Source organism: Rubrivivax rivuli (assembly GCF_004016505.1).
GTDB lineage: Bacteria > Pseudomonadota > Gammaproteobacteria > Burkholderiales > Burkholderiaceae_C > Rubrivivax > Rubrivivax rivuli.
The window spans coordinates 107,538-121,265 of record NZ_SACR01000002.1; the positions used below are offsets into that span (position 1 = coordinate 107,538).

A 13,728-nucleotide genomic window follows, 5' to 3' on the forward strand; every position below is an offset into this window, starting at 1 on the left:
GGCGGCGGGGCGGTGGTCAGGGACAGGGCGGGGTGAAGCAGGCGCGCGGCGCCTGCGCCGGCTCAGCCGCGCGGGGGAGCGCGGGCGAGGTAGGCCGCCGAGCCCCCGGCGGCCCAGGCCAGTCGCGGGGCCGTGGCGGGGGCGTCGCGCCCGGGCGGCGGCAGCCCGGCCCAGGCCGGTGCCGCGAACAGTGCGTCGGCATGCGCCAGCTGGTCGATGAGGCGGCACTCGGCATCGCCGGCTTCGTGTGAACCGCCATGCACCTGCGCGACCGAGAAGACCGGCCGGGACTCGTGGACGTGGCCTGCATCGGCACACGAAGGCGCGTCACGCTGCGGGGTGCCCTGCGCGAGGCTGTGCGCGACAGCGTGCCCGAGCCCGTGCGAGACGCCGTGAACCAGCCCCAGCCCCTGGGCCACCAGCAGCAACGCGGCGAGCAGCCACGCGTGCGCGGCACTCGGCCGCCGAGCCCCTGGCATGCGCCGTTGCGACATCAGGCGGCAGCCCGGCGCAGCACGCGCTGCGGGAAGGGGATCTCGACCTGCAGGACCTCGAACAACTTGAGGATGGCCAGGTTCACGTCAGAGCGCACGTTACCCTGGCCGTTCTCGGGGTCGGCGATCCAGAAGCCGACCGTCAGTTCCAGGCCGTCGGCCGCGAAATTGGTCAGCAGCACCGCGGGCGCCGGATCGGCCATCACGCGGGGCACTGCGGCCACGGCCTCCTTCATGCGCACGATCAGGTCTTCGACATCGGTGCCGTAGGCCACCTGCACCACGGTGTTCAGCAGCATGCGCGAGTCGGCCAGCGAGGCGTTCTCCACGCGCTGCGTGATCATCATCTCGTTGGGCACGATGGCCTCGCGGCCGTTGATGGCGCGGATGACGGTGTAGCGCGTGCTGATGTCGGTGATGCGGCCCTCGAAGTTGTCGACCTTCACCAGGTCGCCGATGCGCATGCTCTGCTCGGCCAGGATGACGAAGCCGCTCACGTAGTTGGCCGCCAGCTTCTGCAGGCCGAAGCCGATGCCCACGCCCAGAGCGCCACCCAGCACGCCCAGTGCGGTGAGATCGATGCCCGCGGCCGACAGCGCGAACATCAGCCCGATGAAGAGCAGCAGCGCGCGCAGCGCGTTGGCCGCCATCTTGCGCACGCCCAGGTTGGTGGTGGCGCCCTGCAGCAAGCGCGCTTCCAGCATCGACGAGAGCCACAGCGCGCCCACCAGCACCAGCACCGCGCTGACCGCGCCTTCCAGGATGTTGCGCACACTGATCTGCGTGCTGCCGATCTTCCACTGGATGGTGTCGAGTTCCTGCAGCAGCAACGGCAGCAGCCCCGTGATCCACAGCACCACGCCCAGCCACACCATCCACGAGACGCTGCGCTCGACCACCCGCACGAGCCTCGAATCGGGGAAGCTGGCGTGCAGCACGCGCACGGTCAGCCTGATGACGGCCAGCGACAGCAGCACCGGCACCGCCAGCTTGAACACCGCCAGCGGCACCCAGGTCTTCAGCGCCCAGCGCGCCAGCAGCACCAGCAGCAGCGCCAGCACCGGAAAGAAGATGCCGTCGACCACGCCATGGCCGAACCAGATCGAGCCGCGGCGCGGCTCGGGCCCGCGCACCAGCCGCACGATCGCCCACGCGAGGCCCAGGCAGCCACCGATCACGCCCATCTCGATGAGCGCCGTGGGCTGCCACAGCGCGTGCAGCAGGCGGCCGAGTTCCTCGGCGTCGAGGCCGCGGCCCACCGCAGCGGCGGCCATCAGGCCACGTCGGCCAGCACGCGCACGTGTGCCGCCACGCTGCGCGCCAGCGCGCTGAGGTGGTAGCCGCCCTCCAGGCAGCTGACGATGCGGCCTTGGGCGTGCCGGTTCGCCACCTCGACGAGGCGGCGCGTGATCCATTCGTAATCGGCCTCCACCAGGCCCATCTGGCCGAGTTCGTCTTCGCGGTGGGCGTCGAAGCCGGCGCTGATGAACACCATCTCGGGGCGGAAGGCCTCCAGCGCCGGCAGCCACTGCTGCTCGATGGCCTCACGCACGGCGGGGCCGCGCGTGTAGGGCGCCATCGGCACGTTGACCATGTTCGTGCCCTTGGGCACGGCGCCGCTGTAGGGGTAGAGCGGGTGCTGGAAGTAGCTGCACATCAGCACGCGTTCGTCGCCGGCGATGATGTCTTCGGTGCCGTTGCCGTGGTGCACGTCGAAATCGATGATGGCCACGCGCTTCAGGCCGTGCACGTCCAGCGCGTGGCGCGCGGCGATGGCCACGTTGTTGAAGAAGCAGAAGCCCATGGTCTCGTCACGCGTGGCGTGGTGACCGGGCGGGCGCACGCTGCAGAAGGCGTTGCGCGCGCGGCCGGCCAGCACGTCGTCGGTGGCGGCCACGGCGGCGCCGGCGGCGTGCAGCGCGGCGCTCAGCGTGGCGGGGCAGGCCACGGTGTCGGGGTCGAGCGAGCGTGATTCGCCGCTGGTTTTCACGAGTTGCAGCTTCTCTTGCAGTTCGGTGACGTAGTGCGTGGTGTGCGCACGTTCGATCTGCTCGGCGGTGGCGGCAGGCGCCTCCTTGAACTCGAGCGCGATGTCCAGGCCGGTGGCGAGCAGGTGGTCGTTGATGGCGTCCAGCCGCGCCGGGCACTCCGGGTGGCCAGCCCCCATGTCGTGAAGACGGCAATCGGGGTGGCTGTAGAACACGGTGCTCATCAAGGAATCCGGTTTCCGCAATTCGGGTATGGTGCCGCGCATGGATGCACAGCTTGCGCACCAGCTCGGAAAGCTGGTCGATCAGATTAGCACGATCGTCGTTGGCAAACGCCCGCAGATCGAAGACTGCATCGCCTGCCTGCTGGCCGGCGGCCACCTGCTCATCGAGGACGTGCCGGGCGTCGGCAAGACCACGCTGGCCCACACGCTGGCGGCCAGCCTGGGCCTGGATTTCCGGCGCGTGCAGTTCACCGCCGACCTCATGCCCAGCGACCTCATCGGCGTGAGCGTCTTCGAACGCGCCAAAGACCAGTTCGTCTTCCACCCCGGCCCGGTGTTCGCGCAGGTGCTGCTGGCCGACGAGATCAACCGCGCCGGCCCGAAAACGCAAAGCGCGCTGCTCGAGGCCATGGAAGAGCAGCAGGTCTCGGTGGAGAACCAGACGCTCAAGCTGCCCAAACCCTTCTTCGTGATCGGCACGCAGAACCCCAGCGACCAGCTCGGTACCTACCCGCTGCCCGAAAGCCAGCTCGACCGCTTCCTGCTGCGCATCACGCTCGGCTACCCCGACCGTGCCGCCGAGCGTGAGCTGCTCTCGGGCGGCGACCGCCGCCATGCCGCGCTGAGCCTGCCGGCGGTGATGACGCCGGAAGAACTGCTGCGTGCGCAAGACGTGGTGCAGCGGGTGCGTGCCAGCGAGGCCTTGCTCGACTACCTGCAGGCCTTGATCGCGGCCACGCGCTCGGGCGCCTGGTTCGTGGAAGGGCTGTCGCCACGCGCAGGCATTGCCGTGCTTCGCGTGGCCAAGGCGCGTGCGCTGATGGGCGGGCGCGACTACGTGGCGCCCGACGACATCCAGGCCATCCTGCCGCAGGCCGTGGCCCACCGGCTCACGCCCGTGGCCGGTGCGGGCCGCGGCGCCGTCGCGCAAGTGCGCGCCATGGTGGAAGCCACACCGATTCCATGAACGCCGCGGGGGTGCTTGCCGGCCTCTCGGTGCGCCAGCGTTTCCGGCACTGGTGGCAGGCCCGCCTGCCGCTGACCGACACCTGGGTGCTGGGCCAGCGCAACGTCTACATCCTGCCGACCAGAGCCGGCTTCACCTTCCTGGCCACGCTGGCGGTGATGCTGCTGGCCAGCATCAACTACCAGCTGAACCTGGGCTACGCCCTCACCTTCCTGCTGGCCGGCGCGGCGCTGGTCAGCATGCACATCACGCACGGCAACCTGCGCGGCTTGACGCTGCACCTGCGGCCGGCGCAGCCGGTGTTCGTGGGCGAGCCGGCGCTGCTGGACGTGGTGCTGCAGAACCCCAGCCACGAACGCCCGGCCCTGGGCCTGCGCTTCGAGAGCGATGAGGACGGCGGCCTGGCCTGGTGTGACGCACCCGCCGGCGGCCATGCCAGCGTTCAGCTGAGCCTGGTGCCGGCACGCCGCGGCTGGCAGCCGGTGCCGGCGCTGGTGGTGGAGACGCTGTTTCCCTTCGGCCTCTTCCGCGCCTGGACGGTGTGGCGCCCGGCCGCGCGTGTGCTGGCTTGGCCGAAACCCGAGCACCCCGCGCCGCCGCTGCCGCTGAGCAGCGCCCGCCACGGCGAAGAGCACAGCAGCCCGCGCGGCAGCGGCGGTGAGCTCGACGGCGTGCGCCCCTGGCGCCGCGGCGACACCATGCGCCAGGTGGTGTGGAAGAAGGTGGCGCGCAGCGGCGAGCTCGTCAGCCGAGAGACCACCGGCAACGCGCAGCGCGAGCTCTGGCTCGATGCGCAAAACACCGGCATCGGCGGCAGCGAAGCCCGCCTCTCGCGCCTGGCCGCCTGGGTGCTGGCCGCCGAGCAGGCCGGCATGGACTACGGCCTGCGCCTGGCCGGCCGCGAGTTGCCGCCCGGCAGCGGCGACACCCAGCGCCGCACGGCGCTGGAATGGCTGGCCCTGCACCCATGACCGCCGCCATCCCCCTGCTGACACGGCTGCGTGTGCTGCAGCTGCCGCGCGAAACGCGCGACACGCTCTTCCACCTGGCCGTCATCGCGCTGGCCATCGCGCCGCACACGCTGCACCTGCCACTGTGGTGCGGTGGCATGGCGGCAGCGCTGCTGCTGTGGCGCGGCCATCTCGCCCTGACCGGGGGCGCCCTGCCCAGCCGCTGGCTGGTGGCCGGGCTGCTGCTGGTGGCCGGTGCGCTGACCTGGTGGAGCGAACGCACGCTGCTGGGCAAGGAAGCCGGCATCACGCTGCTGGTGGTGCTGATGGCGCTGAAGACGCTGGAGCTGCGCGCCAGGCGTGACGCGCTGGTGGTGTTCTTCCTCGGCTTCTTCCTGGTGCTGACGCACTTCCTCTATTCACAGAGCCTGCTCACCGGCCTGTGGCTGCTGATCTCGGTGTGGGGCCTGCTCACGGCGCTGACGCTGGCGCACCTGCCGGTGGGCCGCCCGCCGCTGTGGCGGGCCGGCAAGGTGGCGGCGCGTGCGGCGGCCTTGGGTGTGCCGCTGATGCTGGTGCTCTTCGTGCTGTTCCCGCGCATCGGGCCGCTTTGGGGCCTGCCGCAGGACGCGCAGGGCCGCACGGGTCTTTCGGGCAGCCTGCGGCTGGGCGGCGTGGCCAGCCTGGCCGAAGACGACAGCATCGCGCTGCGTCTGCGCTTCTTCGGGCCCGTGCCCAGCCCCGAGCAGATGTACTTCCGCGGCCCGGTGCTGGGCGGCTTCAACGGGCGTGAATGGACGCGGCTGCAGTCCAGCTTCGCGCCTTCGCTGCGCCCGCCGCTGCAGCTGGAAGTGCGCGGGCAACCGCTGCGCTACGAGATGACGTTGGAACCCAGCCGCCTGCCGCTGCTGCCGCTGCTGGAGATGACGCCCAACACCCCCGGCAGCGCGCCCGAGCTGCCGGGCTGGCAGCTGCAGCTGCGCCAAGACGGCCAATGGCAGCTGGACCGCCCGCTGATCGACCGCGTGCGTGTGCAGGCCAGCGCCCACCTGCAGCACCGCCACGGCCCGCGCGAAGACATCGTCGGTCTGCGCGATCTCGTCGACCTGCCGCCCAACACCAACCCGCGCACGCTGCAGTGGGCCGCCGACCTGCGCGCCCGCCCCGGCAACCTGACGGCCGACGCGCGCAGCCTGGCCAACCAGGTGCTGCGCCACATCCGCGAGGGCGGCTACACCTACACGCTGGAGCCCGGGCCCTACGACGAGAACGCCATCGACGAGTTCTGGCTCGACCGCAAGCTCGGCTTCTGCGAACACTTCGCCAGCGCCTTCGTGGTGGTGATGCGCGCGATGGACGTGCCGGCTCGCATCGTCACGGGCTACCAGGGCACCGACCCCCAGCCGCAGGACGGCTGGTACGTCGTACGCCAGCGCAACGCGCACGCCTGGGCCGAGATCTGGGTGGCCGGCGAGGGCTGGGTGCGCGTGGACCCCACCACGGCCGTGGCGCCCGACCGCGTGCAGCGCGGCAACCGCCTGGCGCCACCGCCCGGGCTCGTGGCCGGGGCCGTCAACGCGCTGGACCCGGCGCTGGCCACGCGCCTGCGCGACGCCTGGGAGATCGTCAACAACCGCTGGAACCAATGGGTGCTGAACTACAGCCGCGGCCAGCAGTTCGACCTGCTGCGCGAGCTGGGCTTCGAAGCGCCGAGCTGGCGAGACCTGGCGCAGCTGCTGGGCGTGCTGCTGGCCAGCGCGGCGCTGGTGGGCGCCAGCTGGGCCTGGTGGGACCGCCGCCGGCAAGACCCCTGGCTGCGCCTGCAGCAGCAGGTGCTGCAGCGGCTGCGCGCGCTGGGCGTGGACGTGCAGCCCCACCACGGGCCGCGTGAACGCGCGCAACGCCTGCGCGCAGCGTTGGGCGAGGCCGGCGTCGAAGCCGCCGCCATGCTCGATGCACTGGACCGCGAGCGTTACGCCCAGAGCGGCCCGCCGGCGCCGCCGGAGCGGGGCTGGTGGCGGCGCTTCCAGGGGGCTTTGCCGCGTGCGGTGAAATCCAGGGCATGAGTTCATCCCACGGAGGCCTGCCCGCACGTCGGCGATGGCTGGCGGCGCTGGCTGTGCTGGGTTGGGGTGCGGCGCCAGCGATGCTGGGCTTGCAGGCCGCCGCAGCACAAGCGCAGACCCAGGCACCGGCCAAGAAGCCCCGCGCCAAAGCCGCCGCCAAACCCTCGGCCCGGCGCCGCAGCCGACCCGCCGGCCCGGCCTACGTCGGCCACCCGGCGGCGATGGCCTTTGCCGAGGAAGTGGCCACCGAGCGCGGCCTGAGCGCCGACTGGCTGCGCCAGCAGCTGGGGCAGGCGCGGCAACTGCCGGCAGTCCAACAACTCATCATGCCGCCGCCGGTGGGCGTGCCCAAGAACTGGGCGGCCTACCGCGCGCGTTTCATCGAGCCGCAGCGCATCAACGCCGGCCTGGCCTTCTGGCAGCAGCACGCGCGCTGGCTGGCCGAGGCCGAGGCGCGCTGGGGCGTGCCACCCGAGATCGTGGCCGCCATCGTGGGCGTGGAAACCTTCTACGGCCGCATCACCGGCAACTTCCGCCTCATCGACGCGCTGGCCACGCTGAGCTTCGATTTCCCCACCGGCCGCCGCGACCGCAGCGCCTTCTTCCGCAGCGAGCTGGCGGAGTTCTTCGTGCTTTGCGCGCGCGAGGGCCGCGACCCGCAGAGCATGAAGGGCAGCTTCGCCGGCGCCTGGGGCCTGCCGCAGTTCATGCCCGGCAGCGTGAACCGCTGGGCGCTCGATTTCGACGGCGACGACCATGTCGACCTGATGGACAGCGGTGCCGACGTGGTGGGCAGCGTGGCCCACTTCCTGGCCGCCCATGGCTGGGAGCGCGGCCTGCCCACGCACTACGCGGTGACACTGCCCGCCGAGCCCGCGAACGCGGCCATGCTGCTGGCCCCCGACATCCGCCCCAGCTTCACCGCCGCCGAGTTCGCGGCCCACGGCGCCACGCTGCCGAAGGAGGCGCAGGGCCACGAAGGCCTGCTGGCCCTGGTGGAACTGCAGAACGGCGAGGCGCCGGCCACGCACGTGGCGGGCACGGCCAACTTCTACGTCATCACGCGCTACAACTGGAGCGCGTACTACGCGATGGCCGTCATCGACCTGGCCGCCGCGCTGCGACAGGGGCGCGGGCCGGGCTGAGACCGACCGCGCGCATTGCTGCGGCCTACTTCGCGGCGCCCGCCAGATCCAGCAGGAAGACGTACTCGCGCGCGATCTCGTTCAGGATCTCGAAACGCCCCGAAGCTCCGCCGTGGCCGGCCTTCATGTTGGTGGCCAGCAGCAAAGGGTTGCTGTCGGTGCGCCGGGCGCGCATGCGGGCCACGTACTTGGCGGGCTCGTAGTACTGAACCTGCGAATCCCACAGGCCCGTGGTGACGAGCATCGCGGGGTAGGCCTTGGCCTCGATGTTGTCGTAGGGCGAGTAGCTCAGCATGTAGTCGTAGGCGGGCTTCTCGCGCGGGTCGCCCCACTGCTGCCATTCGTTGGCGGTGAGCGGGATGCTCTCGTCGAGCATGGTCGTCACCACATCGACGAAGGGCACGTCCAGCACCATGCCCTTGTAGAGCTGCGGCGCCTGGTTGGCCACCGCGCCCATCAGCAGGCCGCCGGCCGAACCGCCGTTGGCGAACACCTTGTCGGGCGCGCCCCAGCCGGCCTTCAGCAGCGCCTGCGTGGCGTCGACGAAGTCGTTGAAGCTGTTCTTCTTGTTCATCATGCGGCCATCGGCGTACCAGCCCTCGCCCAGCTCGGCGCCGCCGCGCACGTGCGCGATGGCGATGACGAAGCCGCGGTCCATCAGGCTCGGGCGGTTCGACGAGAAGTTGGGGTCGTAGCTGTAGCCGTAGCTGCCGTAGCCCACCACCAGCAAGGGCGCCTGGCCGTTGGCCTGGGCCTTGTCCTTGCGCCAGGCCACCGTCACCGGGATGCGCTTGCCGTCGCGCGAGGGCGCCCAGAGGCGCTCGGTGGCGTAGAGCTTGGCGTCGTAGCCCGGCACCTCGCGCAGCTTGCGCAGCACGGGCTTCCCGCTCTTCAGGTGCAGGTCGTAGGTGGCCGTGGGCTGCACCATCGAGGTGACGGTGTAGCGCAGGTGGGCCGCCGCCGGGTCGCGGTGCTCGCCCAGCGCCACCACGGTGCCAGCGGGCAGGTCCAGCGCCTTGCCGGCAGCCTGGCCGAGCAGGCGCACGCGCGTGTCGGCATTCACGCGCTCTTCCACCGCGATGCCGCGCGTGGTGAGCGCAAAACCTTCCAGCGTGGCCTGATCACGCGCCGGCACCAGCGTGCGCCAGAGGCTGCGCACGTCGGCGGCGTTCTCGGGCGCGCTGACGAGCTTGAAGTTCAGCGCGTTCTCGTTGGTGCGGATGACCCAGCGGCCGTTCAAGTGATCGGCGCTGTGGCGCACCTTGTCGCGCCGCTTGAGCAGCACCTTCACGGGCGTGGCGGGCTTGTCGGCCGGCACCACCAGGGTCTCGGCGGTTTCGGTGCCGCGCACGCCGATGACAACGTACTTGCCCGAGGCCGTGCGGTCGACGCCGACGAAGAGCGTCTTGTCGGCTTCTTCATAGACCTTCACGTCGCTCTTCGCGTCGGTGCCCAGCACGTGGCGGTAGACGGGGCCGCTCTGCAGCGTCACCGGGTCTTGCAGGATGTAGAAGACCGTGCGGTTGTCGTTGGCCCAGGCCATGCCCTCCAAAGTGCCGGGCACCGCGTCGGGGTAGATCTGGCCTGTTGCGAGGTTCTTGAAGCGCAGCGTGTGGATGCGGCGGCCGGTGGTGTCTTCGGTCCAGGCGAGCAGCTGGCCGTTGGGGCTGACGGCGGTGGCGCCCACGCGGTAGTAGGCCTGGCCCTTGGCCAGCGCCGGCTGGTCGAGCAGCAGCTCGGGCTTGGCCTTGGCATCCATGCGCTCGGCATTGCCGCGCTGGCGCATCAGGCGGGGGTACTCGTCGCCGGCCTTGAACTCGCGCCAGTACCACCAGCCGCGGTCGTAGACCGGCGGGGTGCTGTCGTCTTCCTTGATGCGCGCACGCATCTCCGCCACCAGTTGCTTCTGCAGGCCGGCCAGCGGCGCGAGCTTGGCGTCGGTGTAGGCGTTTTCGGCCTCGAGGTACTGGATGACCTCGGGCCGCTTGGTCTTCGGATCGTCGTCGCGCAGCCAGTAGTACTCGTCGATGCGGTCACCGTTCGGGCTCTTGACGGTGTGCGGCACCTGGCGGGCGAACGGGGGCGTGGCAGCGACTTGCAGCATCTGGGAGGGTGAGGTCATCTGGGCGCAGGCCAGCAAGGGCCCGATCAGCAAGGGCAGGGTGAACAGGGGTTTCATGCTCAGTTGCCGATCTTCAGCGGGTTGCGGAAATCGGCGGGGCGGTAGTTGTCGATGCGCAGCGAGAGGGTCACGTCCACCTCCGCCGGCACGGCTTGCCCGTTGATGCGTTGCGGTGCGAAGCGCCAGCCTTGCAAGGAGGCGATGGCCCAGCGACGCAGCACCGGGTAGGTGCCATCGGCTTCCAGCACTTTGGGCTCCTTGCACTCGCCGGCGGTGTCGATGGTGCAGACCAGGCGCACGTTCAGCGTGGTGTCGTAAGGCAGACCGTCGGGCTCGGAAGCGCCATAGCGCTTCACCGGCCGCGGCTCGATGGTCATGCCCGTCATGCGCACGGTGCCGCCGCTGGCCGCGGGCGTGACGAGGTACATCACGCGCACGCCGGTCTCGAAGGTGGCGGGCTGCCCCGCACTGTCGGTGACGGGCGGAATGCGCGCGCTGGCCAGTTGCTTCTTCACGCGCTCGACGAAGGCCGCCGGCTGCGCGGCGGCATCGGCCACTTCCAGCTTCTGCAGCTTGCCGTCAGGGCCGAAGGTGGCGTCGGACCAGATCTCGACGGTGTAGGGCTTGTCGGGGGTCTGGGCCCCGGCCGATCCGGTCGCGGCCGCGGCGAGGGCGAAGGCCAGCACCTGCCCCAGGGCGGCCATGGCGAAGGTCTTGCGGAGGTTCATGCCGGCATTCTGGCCCGGATGCGGGCCGGCTTGGCCGAAAACGGGCCGCGGCGTTTCGCTCAGCCGGTGCACGAGTGTGTGAGCGCCGCTGCGAGGAAGAGCACCAGCGCGAGGTTGTGCAGCCGTCCGCACCAGCGGTGCAGCAGGCTGCCCGGCTGGCGGAAGCACAGGTAGATCTGGTGCGGCGTCAAGCCCAGCAGGCCGACGCGCCAATCGATGTAGAGCGAGGCCGAAACCAGCAGCAGCAGCGCCGTGTGCACATGACCGCGCCCCTCCAGCGGCCAGCCCTGGGGCCACCACAGCACACCCGAAGCCACAGCGGCGATCGCCACAGAAAGGGCCACGTGCCAGCGCACGAAAGACGCTGAAAAGCTCAGCGGCGGGCCCGTATCTTCGCGGGCGTCGGGTGGGGAAGGATGGCGCGCCGCATCCTGCGGATCGGTGGGCATGGCGGCACTCCGGCAATGGGGCAGGCGCTCATGCTGCGACGGGCAGCACGCCGACCCCACCCCCCGCTGGGGGGAAAGTGGGGGGGGGGGAGGCTCACCCCACCCTGACTTCGGCAGGCGCCAAGGACGGCGTGCAGCGCGCCACAGGCTGATCGGCCTGTCGCCAGCCCTCAAGCCGCCATCGGCACCAGGAAGTCCTGGCTGATGCCCACGCCGATGTCGTTGACGCGGTCGAGGAACTGCGTGAGGTAGGCGTGCAGGCCCGTGGCGAGGATCTCGTCGATGCGCGCGTACTGCAGGTCAGAACGCAGGCGGCCGGCGCGGCGCAGGGTTTCGCGGCTGTGCTGGTTGGCCACCATCTCCAGGTTCATCACCAGCTCGTTCAGGCAGGCGGCCAGCGAACGCGGCATGTCCGGGCGCAGGATGAGCAGCTCGGCCACCTTCTCGGGGTGGATCACGTTACGGTAGACCTTGCGGTAGATCTCGAAGCCGCTCACCGAACGCAGGATCGCGCTCCAGTGGTAGAAGTCCACTTCGTGGCCTTCCTTGGTGGCGCCGGGGCCGAAGTAGTCGCCACCCGACAGCGCCTGGAACTTCACGTCCAGCAGCCGCGCGGTGTTGTCGGCACGCTCCAGGAAGGTGCCGATGCGCAGGAAGTGCAGCGCCTCGTCCTGCAGCATGGTGCCCACGGTCACGCCACGGCTCAGGTGGCTGCGGAACTTCACCCACTCGAAGAGGCTGCTCGGATCGCGCTCGAAGCCGTCGCCGCGGATCAGGCGGTTGAACTCCAGCCAGGTCTGGTTCTGCGTCTCCCACACCTCGGTGGTGAGTGCGCCGCGCACCGCGCGTGCGTTCTCGCGCGCGGCGCGCAGGCACGAGACGATGCTGGACGGGTTGGTCTCGTCGCGCACCATGAAGTCCATGACGTTGCGCGGCGTGACCTCGCTGTACTTCTGCGAGAAGCTCCAGGTCAGTTCGCTGATGGACAGCAAGCCGCGCCAGCCCTGCTCTACCGTGTCGGCGCTCTGCGGCAGCAGGCTGGTCTGGTAGTTCACGTCGAGCATGCGCGCGGTGTTCTCGGCCCGCTCCATGTAGCGAGCCATCCAGAACAGGTGGTCGGCGGTGCGTGACAGCATGGTCGTTCTCCCTTCCTTCAGTCTTCCAGCACCCAGGTGTCTTTCGTGCCCCCGCCCTGCGACGAGTTGACGACGAGCGAGCCTTCCTTCAGCGCCACGCGCGTCAGGCCGCCGGGCACGGTCTGCACGGTCTTGCCGCTGCTCAGCACATAGGGGCGCAGGTCGATGTGGCGCGGCGCGACGCCGCTGTCTACGAAGGTGGGGCAGGTACTCAAGCTCAGCGTGGGCTGTGCGATGTAGTTGGTGGGCTTGGCCTTGACCACCTCGCGGAATTCGGCCACCTCGGCTTTGGTGGCCGCCGGGCCGACCAACATGCCGTAGCCACCGGCGCCGTGCACCTCTTTCACCACCAGTTCGTGCATGTGGTCGAGCACGTAGGCGAGGTCGTCCTTCTCCCGGCACAGCCAGGTGGGCACGTTGTTGAGGATGGGCTTCTCGCCGAGATAGAACTCGATCATCTTCGGCACGTAGGGATAGATGCTCTTGTCGTCGGCGATGCCGGTGCCCACGGCATTGCACAGCGCGATGTTGCCGGCGCGGTACACGTCCAGCAGCCCGGCGCAGCCCAGCGTGCTGTCGGGGCGGAAGGCCTTGGGGTCGAGGAAGTCGTCGTCCACACGGCGGTAGACCACGTCCACGCGGCGCGGGCCCTGCGTGGTGCGCATGTAGACGAAGCCTTCCTTGACGAAGAGGTCCTGCCCCTCCACCAGCTCCACGCCCATCTGCTGCGCCAGGAAGGCGTGCTCGAAGTAGGCGCTGTTGTACATGCCGGGCGTCAGCACCACCACGGTGGGCTCGTTCACGCCGCTGGGGGCCACGGCGCGCAGCGTTTCCAGCAGCAGGTCGGGGTAATGCGCCACCGGCTCCACGCGGTGCATGCTGAAGAGGTCGGGGAAGAGCCGCATCATCATCTTGCGGTTTTCCAGCATGTAGCTCACGCCGCTGGGCACCCGCAGGTTGTCTTCCAGCACGTAGTACTCGCCGCTGCCGTCGGCTTGGCCCGCACGCACGATGTCGATGCCCGAGATGTGCGAATACACATCGCCCGGCACGTTCACACCCATCATCTCGGGGCGGAACTGCGCATTGCCCAGCACCTGCTCGGCAGGCACGATGCCGGCCTTCAGGATCTCCTGCCCGTGGTAGACGTCGTGGATGAAGCGGTTGAGCGCCGTCACGCGCTGCGCCAGGCCCTTTTCCATGGCCGCCCACTCGCGCTGCGGGATCACGCGCGGGATCAGGTCGAAAGGGATCAGCCGCTCGGTGCCCGAGCCGTCTTCGTCCTTCGCGCCGTACACCGCGAAGGTGATGCCCACGCGGCGGAAGATGACCTCGGCCTCCTCGCGCCGCGACTGCATCACGTCGCGCGGCTGCTGCGCCAGCCAGCGGGCGTAGACCTCGTACTGTTCGCGCACCGCACCCTCGGCACCGTGCATCTCGTCGAAGGCCGTCTTCATGG

Annotated in this window: 12 protein-coding genes; 4 read left to right on the forward strand and 8 right to left on the reverse strand. The window is 70.1% G+C overall.

Going from position 1 to position 13,728, the window contains the following annotated elements; genetic code table 11:
- Positions 1-62: 62 nt before the first annotated feature.
- From EOE66_RS05135 to EOE66_RS05145, 3 genes are read right to left on the reverse strand one after another with little or no spacing between them, the layout of a single operon-like run.
- Complete coding sequence (locus tag EOE66_RS05135; protein ID WP_128227617.1) at positions 63-494, reverse strand: hypothetical protein; 432 nt, start codon at positions 492-494, stop codon at positions 63-65.
- Positions 494-1,768 carry a mechanosensitive ion channel family protein gene (locus EOE66_RS05140; protein ID WP_128227618.1) on the reverse strand — a complete coding sequence of 425 codons (1,275 nt, stop codon included), beginning with the start codon at positions 1,766-1,768 and terminating at the stop codon, positions 494-496. Before EOE66_RS05140 ends, EOE66_RS05135 begins: the two co-directional genes overlap by 1 nt.
- A complete protein-coding gene (locus tag EOE66_RS05145) occupies positions 1,768-2,706 on the reverse strand; it encodes a histone deacetylase family protein (RefSeq protein ID WP_128227619.1) in 939 nt (312 codons plus the stop codon). Before EOE66_RS05145 ends, EOE66_RS05140 begins: the two co-directional genes overlap by 1 nt.
- 40 nt (positions 2,707-2,746) lie before the next feature.
- Between EOE66_RS05145 and EOE66_RS05150 the strand changes: the two genes are divergently transcribed.
- The 4 genes from EOE66_RS05150 to mltB are packed head-to-tail and all read left to right on the forward strand — an operon-like array spanning position 2,747 to position 7,834.
- Positions 2,747-3,673, forward strand: a complete 927-nt coding sequence (locus tag EOE66_RS05150; RefSeq protein WP_128227620.1) for an AAA family ATPase — start codon at positions 2,747-2,749, stop codon at positions 3,671-3,673.
- Positions 3,670-4,644, forward strand: a complete 975-nt coding sequence (locus EOE66_RS05155; RefSeq protein WP_128227621.1) for a DUF58 domain-containing protein — start codon at positions 3,670-3,672, stop codon at positions 4,642-4,644. Before EOE66_RS05150 ends, EOE66_RS05155 begins: the two co-directional genes overlap by 4 nt.
- Positions 4,641-6,689 carry a transglutaminase TgpA family protein gene (locus tag EOE66_RS05160; RefSeq protein WP_245478916.1) on the forward strand — a complete coding sequence of 683 codons (2,049 nt, stop codon included), beginning with the start codon at positions 4,641-4,643 and terminating at the stop codon, positions 6,687-6,689. Before EOE66_RS05155 ends, EOE66_RS05160 begins: the two co-directional genes overlap by 4 nt.
- Complete coding sequence (gene mltB / locus EOE66_RS05165) at positions 6,686-7,834, forward strand: lytic murein transglycosylase B (protein WP_245478917.1); 1,149 nt, start codon at positions 6,686-6,688, stop codon at positions 7,832-7,834. Before EOE66_RS05160 ends, mltB begins: the two co-directional genes overlap by 4 nt.
- A 25-nt stretch (positions 7,835-7,859) precedes the next feature.
- On the opposite strand, the gene EOE66_RS05170 is transcribed toward mltB, so the two are convergent.
- From EOE66_RS05170 to EOE66_RS05190, 5 genes are all read right to left on the reverse strand, one after another.
- Complete coding sequence (locus EOE66_RS05170) at positions 7,860-10,013, reverse strand: S9 family peptidase (RefSeq protein ID WP_164885005.1); 2,154 nt, start codon at positions 10,011-10,013, stop codon at positions 7,860-7,862.
- Positions 10,014-10,015: 2 nt separating this feature from the next.
- Entirely contained in the window at positions 10,016-10,684 is a 669-nt protein-coding gene (locus EOE66_RS05175; RefSeq protein WP_128227622.1) for an energy transducer TonB, read from the reverse strand.
- Positions 10,685-10,743: 59 nt separating this feature from the next.
- Complete coding sequence (locus EOE66_RS05180) at positions 10,744-11,133, reverse strand: hypothetical protein (protein ID WP_128227623.1); 390 nt, start codon at positions 11,131-11,133, stop codon at positions 10,744-10,746.
- 170 nt (positions 11,134-11,303) lie between these two features.
- On the reverse strand, positions 11,304-12,269 hold the full coding sequence (locus EOE66_RS05185; RefSeq protein ID WP_128227624.1) for an alpha-E domain-containing protein: 966 nt from the start codon (positions 12,267-12,269) through the stop codon (positions 11,304-11,306).
- A gap of 17 nt (positions 12,270-12,286) precedes the next feature.
- Positions 12,287-13,726 (reverse strand): circularly permuted type 2 ATP-grasp protein, encoded by a 1,440-nt coding sequence (locus EOE66_RS05190; protein WP_128227625.1) that lies wholly within the window; start codon positions 13,724-13,726, stop codon positions 12,287-12,289.
- Positions 13,727-13,728: the final 2 nt, after the last annotated feature.

What these genes read in the sequence shown, in the direction of transcription:
- EOE66_RS05135 (WP_128227617.1), bottom strand. Translation starts at nt 494, where the DNA reads ATGTCGCAACGGCGCATGCCAGGGGCTCGGCGGCCGAGTGCCGCGCAC.
- EOE66_RS05140 (WP_128227618.1), bottom strand. Translation starts at nt 1,768, where the DNA reads ATGGCCGCCGCTGCGGTGGGCCGCGGCCTCGACGCCGAGGAACTCGGC.
- EOE66_RS05145 (WP_128227619.1), bottom strand. Translation starts at nt 2,706, where the DNA reads ATGAGCACCGTGTTCTACAGCCACCCCGATTGCCGTCTTCACGACATG.
- EOE66_RS05150 (WP_128227620.1), top strand. Translation starts at nt 2,747, where the DNA reads ATGGATGCACAGCTTGCGCACCAGCTCGGAAAGCTGGTCGATCAGATT.
- EOE66_RS05155 (WP_128227621.1), top strand. Translation starts at nt 3,670, where the DNA reads ATGAACGCCGCGGGGGTGCTTGCCGGCCTCTCGGTGCGCCAGCGTTTC.
- EOE66_RS05160 (WP_245478916.1), top strand. Translation starts at nt 4,641, where the DNA reads ATGACCGCCGCCATCCCCCTGCTGACACGGCTGCGTGTGCTGCAGCTG.
- mltB (WP_245478917.1), top strand. Translation starts at nt 6,686, where the DNA reads ATGAGTTCATCCCACGGAGGCCTGCCCGCACGTCGGCGATGGCTGGCG.
- EOE66_RS05170 (WP_164885005.1), bottom strand. Translation starts at nt 10,013, where the DNA reads ATGAAACCCCTGTTCACCCTGCCCTTGCTGATCGGGCCCTTGCTGGCC.
- EOE66_RS05175 (WP_128227622.1), bottom strand. Translation starts at nt 10,684, where the DNA reads ATGAACCTCCGCAAGACCTTCGCCATGGCCGCCCTGGGGCAGGTGCTG.
- EOE66_RS05180 (WP_128227623.1), bottom strand. Translation starts at nt 11,133, where the DNA reads ATGCCCACCGATCCGCAGGATGCGGCGCGCCATCCTTCCCCACCCGAC.
- EOE66_RS05185 (WP_128227624.1), bottom strand. Translation starts at nt 12,269, where the DNA reads ATGCTGTCACGCACCGCCGACCACCTGTTCTGGATGGCTCGCTACATG.
- EOE66_RS05190 (WP_128227625.1), bottom strand. Translation starts at nt 13,726, where the DNA reads ATGAAGACGGCCTTCGACGAGATGCACGGTGCCGAGGGTGCGGTGCGC.